7 protein-coding genes are annotated in these 9,419 nt (G+C 35.3%); 4 read left to right on the top strand and 3 right to left on the bottom strand.

From position 1 onward, the window contains the following. Positions 1-195: 195 nt before the first annotated feature. The 3 genes from mgrA to AC15TD_RS02275 all read right to left on the bottom strand — a co-directional run bounded on the left by mgrA (position 196) and on the right by AC15TD_RS02275 (position 4,672). Positions 196-1,188 carry an L-glyceraldehyde 3-phosphate reductase gene (gene mgrA, locus AC15TD_RS02265; RefSeq protein ID WP_484450516.1) on the bottom strand — a complete coding sequence of 331 codons (993 nt, stop codon included), beginning with the start codon at positions 1,186-1,188 and terminating at the stop codon, positions 196-198. 41 nt (positions 1,189-1,229) lie between these two features. Then, a complete protein-coding gene (locus tag AC15TD_RS02270) occupies positions 1,230-3,431 on the bottom strand; it encodes a glycoside hydrolase family 3 N-terminal domain-containing protein (RefSeq protein ID WP_484450517.1) in 2,202 nt (733 codons plus the stop codon). 182 nt (positions 3,432-3,613) lie between these two features. Then, complete coding sequence (locus AC15TD_RS02275) at positions 3,614-4,672, bottom strand: substrate-binding domain-containing protein (RefSeq protein ID WP_484450518.1); 1,059 nt, start codon at positions 4,670-4,672, stop codon at positions 3,614-3,616. A 182-nt stretch (positions 4,673-4,854) separates the two neighbouring features. Between AC15TD_RS02275 and AC15TD_RS02280 the strand changes: the two genes are divergently transcribed. The 4 genes from AC15TD_RS02280 to AC15TD_RS02295 form a co-directional block, all read left to right on the top strand. Next, positions 4,855-5,682 (top strand): SDR family oxidoreductase, encoded by an 828-nt coding sequence (locus AC15TD_RS02280; protein ID WP_484450519.1) that lies wholly within the window; start codon positions 4,855-4,857, stop codon positions 5,680-5,682. Between the two features lie 20 nt (positions 5,683-5,702). Further along, positions 5,703-6,881, top strand: coding sequence for a mannonate dehydratase (gene uxuA, locus AC15TD_RS02285; RefSeq protein WP_484450520.1), 1,179 nt, complete (start codon positions 5,703-5,705; stop codon positions 6,879-6,881). A gap of 4 nt (positions 6,882-6,885) precedes the next feature. Beyond that, positions 6,886-8,292, top strand: a complete 1,407-nt coding sequence (uxaC, locus tag AC15TD_RS02290; RefSeq protein ID WP_484450521.1) for a glucuronate isomerase — start codon at positions 6,886-6,888, stop codon at positions 8,290-8,292. A gap of 27 nt (positions 8,293-8,319) precedes the next feature. Continuing rightward, on the top strand, positions 8,320-9,419 hold a 1,100-nt coding region (locus AC15TD_RS02295; RefSeq protein ID WP_484450522.1), incomplete at its 3' end, for an MFS transporter.

The following is a 9,419-nucleotide window of genomic DNA, read 5'->3' on the forward strand; positions in this document are numbered from 1 at the left end:
CAGCAATTGGCCACTTCAGATTATTGGTTTGTTGCAAAATTAATTGAGACTTCAGGTAATGTCAGAACATTTAGAGGACATTTTAGTTTAGTTAGATAGTCTAAAATTTATGCCCTAATCACTCTAAAGTTATGACCATAAGAAGAAAAAGACGTCAATAGACAGAATTTATTTCACATCTTCAAGCTTCATGGATTATCCATTTAAAATACTTTCGATGGATTGTAATTCTTCAGATGAAAACCCTAGATTTTTTTGAATACCAACAGCGTCCGTAATATGAGATACTTTACTAGCACCAATAATAACAGAAGTAACGCGCTTATCTCTTAGCACCCACGCTAGTGCTAGTTGAGACATTTTCTGACCGCGTTTTTTTGCGATTTCATTTAAAGCTTTAACCTTTCCAATGTTTTTCTCATTAATATCGGATGTTTGTAAAAAACTATCTGGTTTTGAAGCTCTTGAACCATCTGGAATGCCGTATAAATACTTATCGGTTAATAGACCTTGAAATAACGGACTGAAAACAGCCGAGCCGACGCCATGGTCTTCCAATACATCTAATAAGCCATCTTCTACCCAACGATTAAACATACTATAAGAAGGCTGATGTACTAAACATGGTGTTCCTAATGCTTTTAAAATTTCGAATGCTTTTTTTGATTCTTCAGGACTGTAGGATGAAATCCCTGCATATAAGGCTTTACCAGATCTTACAATTTGGTCTAAAGCCATCATGGTTTCTTCAACCGGTGTATTCGGGTCGGGCCTGTGACTGTAAAAAATATCGACGTATTCTAATCCCATGCGCTTTAAACTCTGGTCGCAACTGGTAATTAAATATTTACGAGAACCAAAATCACCGTAAGGTCCAGGCCACATGCCCCAGCCAGCTTTCGATGTGATAATCATTTCATCTCTGTAAGCTTTTAAATCGGTGTTTAAAACTTTTCCAAAATTTTCCTCGGCAGAACCTGCTGGCGGGCCATAATTGTTTGCTAAATCAAAGTGTGTGATTCCTAAATCGAAGGCTTTAAGAATCATTTTTCTTCCGTTTTCAAAAACATCAACACCCCCGAAGTTATGCCATAATCCTAATGAAACTAGGGGTAAATCAATACCGCTTTTTCCACAACGGTTGTATTGCATGTTGTCGTATCGTTTTTCGTCTGCGATGTAACTCATATTATTTTGTTTTAATTTTTATTATTTGTTTATAGTTTTGATTAGTCAATAATTTCAAATGCTACTTTTTGGTCATTTACAATCACGAAGTAATTTCCTGATTCTAAATGCTTATTTCCAAAAGAGTCGACATAATTTAAATCACGCATAGGTTCAATCTCAAAACGATAAATTCTTTTTTCTCCCGATTTGATTAATTTTTTCTCAAAGAATTGAAGCTCTTTCATGGGTCTTGAAATTGTTGCAAACGGATCTTTAATGTACCATAAAACGGTTTCTTTACCATCGGCGTTTCCAGAATTGGTCACTTCAACTTCAGCTATTAATGTGTCATCTCTTTTGATTTTTGTAGCCGATAATTTTATATCACTATAATCGTAAGTGGTGTAGCTTAAACCATGTCCAAACCAATATAAAGGGTCTCTTGGGATGTCTTGATAGTGACCAAGTTTTGGTCTAGCAGATTCGCGCATGTTATAATAAATAGGAATTTGCCCAGTAGTTTGTGGAAATGTGATAGATAATTTACCTGAAGGATTGTGTCTGCCAGATAAAACCCCAGAAACAGCAGAACCAGCCATTGTGCCTGGTTGCCATATTTCAACGATAGCATCTGCCATCTCATTCAATCTTATTAGTTCTAATGGTCTTCCACTAGAAAGCGTTAAGATAATAGGTTTATTAACTTTGAGCAATTCTTTAACTAATTCTTCCTGAATTTTTGGTAAAGCAATTGAAGAACGTGATCCGTTTTCACCACTCCAACGTTTTTTTTCTCCTAAAAAAACAATTACGGCATCCGATTTAGATACTGCTTTGAGAGCCTCTTCAAAGCCACTTCTGTCATCACCATCAAAATCACATCCTTTTGCATAATGTAGTGTGGCTTTATCTTTAAATTCTTTTTCTAAACCTTCATAAATGGTTTCCACATCTTCTGGTCTTCCCATGCCTTCCCAGCTACCCATTATGTTGGTAGAGTCCTTAACCATTGGGCCAATAATAGCGAGGTTTTTGTATTTAGAAGTGATAGGTAATGTTTGATCTTCATTTTTCAACAAGACCATAGATTCTGCAGCGAGTTGTTCCGCAACTTGTAAATATTCAGGTAATAAATAACGTTTTTCTTCTGAAACGACATCAACATAAGGGTTTTCAAAAAGGCCCAATTGCATTTTAACACGCAGAATTCTTCTAACTGCTTCGTCAATAGCCGTCATTGGTACTTTACCTTCGGTAACTAATTCTGGTAAATAATCAACATATACATCATCAACCATATCCATTTCAACGCCTGCTAAAAGTGATTTCATTCCTGCTTCCTTTTTATCTTTAGCAACACCTTGTTCAACTAAATTCCGAACAGAGCCCCAATCGGAAATAACAAAACCATCATGACCCCATTTTTCTTTAAGTATTTCTGTAAGTGTATAATGATTTGCAGATGCGGGCACTCCTGTAATATCGTTAAAACCACTCATTACGGTAGCAGCACCAGCTTTGATACCTGCTTCAAAAGGAGGTAAAAATGTTTCCCAAAGAGTTTGCATGGATACATCACTATAATGATAATCTCTACCACCTTCGGATAAACTGTATCCTACGTAGTGTTTTAAACAAGCGGCAATGGTATATTTATCCGATAAATTAACACCTTGATAGCCTTTTACGGCTGCAATAGCAAATTGTGCAGTTGCATAAGAATCCTCTCCATAACCTTCTGAAACGCGTCCCCATCTAGCGTCTCTAGCAACGTCAAGCATAGGAGAGAACGTCCAGTCTAAACCAGATAACCAGCTTTCTTTTGCTGATATTTCGCAAGATTCTTTTACCAAATCAGTATTCCACGAACAGGCTTGTGCTAACGAAATAGGGAAAATAGTACGATACCCATGAATACAATCAAAACCAAAAATGATTGGAATGCCTAAACGCGATTCTGTCATGGCCCTTTTTTGAATTTGGTTACGGTATTCTGGGTTGGTACTTCTATAGAGTAAAGAACCAATTTCTGGACTTACGGCCTTCATTTTGTCACCAATATTGTTTGGATTTGCGTTTTTACCATATGTCCATTGGTTCATTTGATTAATTTTTTCATCTAATGTCATTAGACTTAGCAAATTTTCAATACGCGATTCAATAGGTGTATTTTTATCTTTATAAACAGGTTGTTTGGTTTGTGAAAAACTGCTTGTTTGATAAGTTACTAATAATATGATGGCTAAAAGACTTCTCTTCATTTGCGTTAATTTATTTGAATTAATTTAAAGCTAAAATAAAGCCTTTAAATAAATTTTTCATTTTGATTTTTAAATTATGAAGCTCAAGTGCTTATTTTAAGATTTCTTTTTTTATTGAAATCAAAATTATTAATTCTAGATACTGAATAAAAAAAGATTCTGTAACGACTTAAATAGAAAAACTAAAAACTTCTTTTATTGGGTTCATAAAACGCTACATTTTCTTTAATGATAATTTGAATGGGAGAGTAAACCATTTTTGGTGGTGTTTTCTTATACAATAGGAAATCTGACATCATAAGAACCGATTCATACCCTTGGTTAAAGGCTTTTTGTGATATTAAGAATTTTATGTTATCATTTTCAAGTCCTTTGACATTTTTTTCTGTTGTATCAAAGCCAATAATATGCAATGTTTTTAATTTATTTTTTTCTATCAAATCACTAATTATACCAACTCTACTTGATGGAACATAAACACCTTTAATTTTTGGATTTTCTTCTAATAGGTTATTTAATTCTTTTTTTACTAGGGCTAAATTGTCAAGATTGATAGTTAAATTTAAATTCGTAATCTTAATATTATTAGTAGATATATAGTCATTGAAGCCTTCTATTCTTTTTGAAATGGCAAGATAATTAGAAATATTTGATCTAGTCTGTATTGTAAGGCAAGTGGTTCCTTCTTTTAAACTGAGGCACATTAATTTTCCAGCAACAAAACCGCTTTTATAAGAGTCTTGCCCTATAAACGAAATATTATTATACCCCTCAAGATTAATATTCATGAATATGTATGGAAGGTTTATTGATTCCAATTTCTTTGTGATTTCAATAGTTTCTTGTTTAAACATCGGAACCAATACAACGACATCAGGTTCTCCTTTTAGAAGCTTAGTAAACTCTTTTAAATAGGATAACGAGTTAAATTGATCAAATGTAAATTTCTCAATTAAAACACCATAATTTTCTACCTCTTCACAAGCTTTAGTAATTCCCATATCTGGAAATTTCCAAAACACATTTTGTTCGTCATATTTTGGAATGAGATAAGCGATCTTGAATTTCTTTTTTAAAGCTAAGGCACTGGCAATTGGATTTGTTTTAAAATTATACTTCTTTATAATTTTTTTTACTCTTTCTTTAGTTTTTGAAGATACTCCGCTTCTATTATGCAGAACCCGGTCAACAGTTCCCTCAGACACATTCGCCTCTTTAGCTATGTCTTTTATTGTTATCATTCTGAAAAATAGTGTATTAAAATTTTAAACTAAAATATATATTGAGATACATATGTATCGTGATGTGATTTTTAGCAATTTAGTAAAATTTTTAACAAGTTGTGTGCGCACACATTATTTTTATTATATTTGCGTGTTCGAACACGCAAATATAGTTTTTTAATAATTATTATAAATTAAAAATGAGCAAAGTAGTCGTATTAACCGGAGCAGGAGGCGTTTTATGTAGCATGTTGGCGAAAGCAATGGCCAAGCAAGGATATAAAATAGCGGTCTTAGATTTAAAGATTGAAGCAGCACAGGCTGTAGCCAACGATATTAATGCAGCAGGCGGAACGGCTATAGGCGTTATGGCGAATGTGTTGGAGAAAGGATCATTAGAAGCCGCAAAAGAAGAAATCAATACCAAATTAGGACTTTGCGATATTTTAATCAATGGTGCAGGAGGGAATCATCCGTTAGGAACGACCTCAAATCCACATTTTCAGGAAGCCGATCTAGAAAACACGGCTGAAGGCTTTAAAACCTTTTTTGATTTAGATCCAGAAGGCATCAAATTCGTTTTTAACTTAAACTTTATTGGAACTTTACTGCCAACTCAAATTTTTGCTAAAGAAATGGTGGGTAGAAAAGGATGTAGTATTCTTAATATTTCTTCGATGAACGCCTTTACGCCACTCACAAAAATACCAGCTTATAGTGGTGCAAAAGCGGCTGTATCAAATTTCACTCAATGGTTGGCTGTACATTTTTCAAAAGTAGGTATTCGTGTAAATGCCTTAGCACCAGGATTTTTCTTAACAGATCAAAATAGAACCTTATTAACCAATTCAGATGGGAGTCTGACTCAACGCGGACAACAAATCATCGACCAAACACCCATGGGACGCTACGGCGAACCAGAAGATTTAATAAGTACCACCTTATATTTATGTGACGATGCCTCGTCGTTCGTAACAGGTGTTGTGATACCAATCGATGGTGGATTTGCAGCTTACAGTGGTGTTTAATTGACGTTTAATTTATAATTATGAAACAAACATGGCGATGGTACGGACCTAATGATCCCGTATCTTTATCAGATATAAAACAAGCAGGTGCAACAGGAATTGTATCAGCCTTACATCATATTCCAAATGGTTCCGTTTGGACGCTCGATGACATACAAAAAAGAAAAGACCTTATTGAAAGCAAAGGACTTACCTGGAGCGTTGTAGAAAGTATTCCGGTACATGAACACATAAAAACACGTTCGGGGAATTTTCAGCAGTACGTAGATAATTACAAAAAGAGTATTGAAAATTTAGCGCGTTGTGGCATCAATATCGTATGCTATAACTTTATGCCTGTTTTAGATTGGACACGAACTGATTTAGCTTTTGAAGTAGAAGATGGTTCTAAAGCCTTACGCTTCGACATGACAGCTTTTGCTGCCTTCGAGCTGTATTTACTAAAAAGACCAGGAGCCGAAGCATCCTATTCGGAAGAACAAAAAACCGAAGCTAAAGCATATCTAGCGACACTTTCAGAAGACGGTAAACAAAAATTAGTCAACAATATTATTGCTGGTTTACCAGGTGCTGAAGAAGGGTATACCTTAGAACAATTTCAAACAATTTTAGATACATATAAAAACATTGACGCCCAAAAATTAAGAGAAAACTTGGTCACATTTTTAAAAGAAATTATTCCAGTGGCATCACAGAATGACGTTTTAATGTGTATTCATCCAGACGATCCGCCATTTCCAATATTGGGATTACCAAGAGTGGTTAGTACCGAAGATGATTATGCCTATTTGTTTGAACAAGTTCCTGACAGAGCTAACGGTATTACTTTTTGCACAGGGTCTTTAGGCGTAAGAGCCGACAATAATTTGGTTCAAATTTTTAAACGATTTGCAGACCGTGTTCATTTTTTACACTTTAGAAGCACACAACGTGACGAAAAAGGTAATTTCTATGAAGCGAATCATTTAGAAGGTGATGTCGATATGTTTAGTGTTGTAAAAGAAGTGGTAGTGGAAGAACGCCGACGTAAAGCAGCAGGCATGAAAGATGCCTTGATTCCTATGCGTCCAGACCACGGTCATCAGATGTTGGACGATTTACATAAAAAAACAAATCCGGGTTATTCAGGTATTGGAAGATTACGTGGATTGGCAGAACTAAGAGGGTTAGAATTTGGAATTTCACAAAGTTTAATCTAACATTATGATTAAATCAAAAACATTTATTACCAATAATTTTTTATTGAATTCTGATGTCGCTGTTGAATTATATAACAACTACGCGAAAGATATGCCCATCATTGATTATCACAATCATTTATCACCAAAGCTCATTGCAGAAAACCAGCCTGTAAAAAATATTACAGAAGCCTGGCTGAATGGCGACCATTACAAATGGCGAGGTATGCGCGCCAATGGTATCGATGAAAACTTTATTACAGGTTCAGCATCTTTAAAAGATAGATTTGATAAATGGGCAGAAACAGTGCCTTATACCTTAAGGAATCCTTTATTTCACTGGACGCAGTTAGAATTGAAACGCTATTTTGATATCGATGACATTCTACAACCAAGTACTTCGGATGCGATTTATAAAAAGGCAAATACTGTTTTAGAACACAAAACGCCAGCACAATTATTGGAGCAAATGAATGTGGAGGTGGTTTGTACAACAGACGACCCAACAGACGATTTGCAATATCACAAAGCCATAGCTAAATCTAATTTTTTCACAAAAGTTTATCCAACTTTTAGAGCAGACGAATTATTTTTTATCGGTCAAGACACGTTTTTGGCTTATTTAGATAAATTAGGTACTTCTGTAAACTTCCCAATCAACAACTATTCTAATTTCCTAAAAGCTATTAATGCGAGAGTCCTTTATTTTAATGAGAACGGATGCCGTTTATCAGACTTCGGTGTTGGGGAAGCTTTGGTCATTGAAGATTTTACAGAAGAAGACGTCACAAAAATATTCAACAAAAAGTTAAAAGGAGAACCTCTTTCAAATTTAGAAATCAATAAATACAGATCGAGTTTATTTATTCATCTTGCGAAGCAATATCATAAGTTTGATTGGGTACAGCAATACCATTTAGGACCTATTCGTAATAACAATAGTCGTTTGGCGGAACAAGTTGGACTTGATGCAGGTTGTGATTCTATAGGCGATTTTCCTATGGCGGAATTTATGTCTAAATTGTTTAATACCCTCAATACAACAGACCAACTAGCAAAAACGATTACTTATAATTTAAATCCGTCACAAAACGAAGTGTTTGCAACCATGATGGGGAATTTTCAAACCGGAGGAACACCTGGCAAAATGCAATGGGGTTCTGGCTGGTGGTTTTTAGATCAGAAAGACGGTATGGAAAAACAATTGAATGCCTTGTCTAATATGGGCTTATTAAGTCGTTTTGTGGGCATGCTTACCGATAGTAGAAGTTTCTTATCATTTCCAAGACACGAATATTTCAGACGTATTTTATGTGATTTATTAGCTGAAGATGTCAAGAAAGGTCTAGTGCCAAATGATATTGAGTTCCTTGGAACCATGGTTCAGAATATCTGTTATAACAATGCTAAAAACTATTTCAATTTTAATTAAATTCACACAAACAAAACTCGATAACTTATGAATGAACCAAAAAAGATAGGCAATTACAGATACCGCATTTTAGGGCTTTTAATGTTTGCTACCACCATTAACTACTTTGACAGAAGTATTATAGGTGTGATGGCGCCAACCTTAGAAAAATTATTTGGATGGTCTAATAATGATTATGCTAATATTATGATATCCTTTAAAGTAGCCTATGCTTTAGGGATGCTTTCCATGGGCGGATTAATAGATCGATTAGGTACCAAAAAAGGCTATACCTTATCGATTGCTATTTGGAGTGTATTTGGCATGCTCCATGCTTTGGTTCGTCCGGGGTTTAGTGTTATCGGATTTGCAGCCGCACGATTTGGGTTAGGATTTGGAGAATCAGGAAACTTTCCTGCCGCCATTAAAACCACGGCTGAGTGGTTTCCAAAAAAAGACCGAGCGTTTGCTACCGGTCTTTTTAATGCCGCGACCAGTATAGGAGCCATTGCAGCACCATTTGTAGTGGGTTGGATTGTTCATGAAAACGGTAAAAACTGGCAAATTCCGTTTTTACTTACAGGCGTATTGAGTGCCATATGGGTCTTTTTATGGCTTCGTATGTATAAAAAGCCAGAAGTTCATCCTAAAGTGACTAAAGAAGAATTAGACTATATACAGAGTGATTCAGGAAAAGCAGAGAATGAAGAAAAGCTTCCATGGAAAAGTGTTTTAGACAAACGTCAAACTTGGGCCTTTGCTTTAGCTAAAGTAACTGATGCTGTTTGGTGGTTTTATTTGTTTTGGGGTGCCAAATTCTTAGCAGAAACCTTTGATGTGAATATTAAAAACATCGCATTGCCATTTTTTGTGATTTATATATTGGCCGATGGAGGAAGTATCTTGGGAGGCTATCTATCAGGGGCCTTTATAAGAAAAGGATGGGCGATTAATAAAGCAAGAAAAGTAACCTTACTTATTTGTGCTATCATAATACTACCAGTAAGTTTTGTGGCGATTACAGACAATAAGTGGTTAGCGATTTTCCTTATTGGATTAGCAGCAGCTGGTCATCAGGCGTGGTCAGCCAATATTTTCACGTTGGTGTCCGATGTCTTTCCAAAGAAAGCAACCGCCTCTGTTGTAGG

The organism is Yeosuana sp. (assembly GCF_057126245.1).

Coding starts and splice junctions, on each gene's coding strand:
- mgrA (WP_484450516.1), bottom strand. CDS start 1,188: ATGAGTTACATCGCAGACGAAAAACGATACGACAACATGCAATACAAC.
- AC15TD_RS02270 (WP_484450517.1), bottom strand. CDS start 3,431: ATGAAGAGAAGTCTTTTAGCCATCATATTATTAGTAACTTATCAAACA.
- AC15TD_RS02275 (WP_484450518.1), bottom strand. CDS start 4,672: ATGATAACAATAAAAGACATAGCTAAAGAGGCGAATGTGTCTGAGGGA.
- AC15TD_RS02280 (WP_484450519.1), top strand. CDS start 4,855: ATGAGCAAAGTAGTCGTATTAACCGGAGCAGGAGGCGTTTTATGTAGC.
- uxuA (WP_484450520.1), top strand. CDS start 5,703: ATGAAACAAACATGGCGATGGTACGGACCTAATGATCCCGTATCTTTA.
- uxaC (WP_484450521.1), top strand. CDS start 6,886: ATGATTAAATCAAAAACATTTATTACCAATAATTTTTTATTGAATTCT.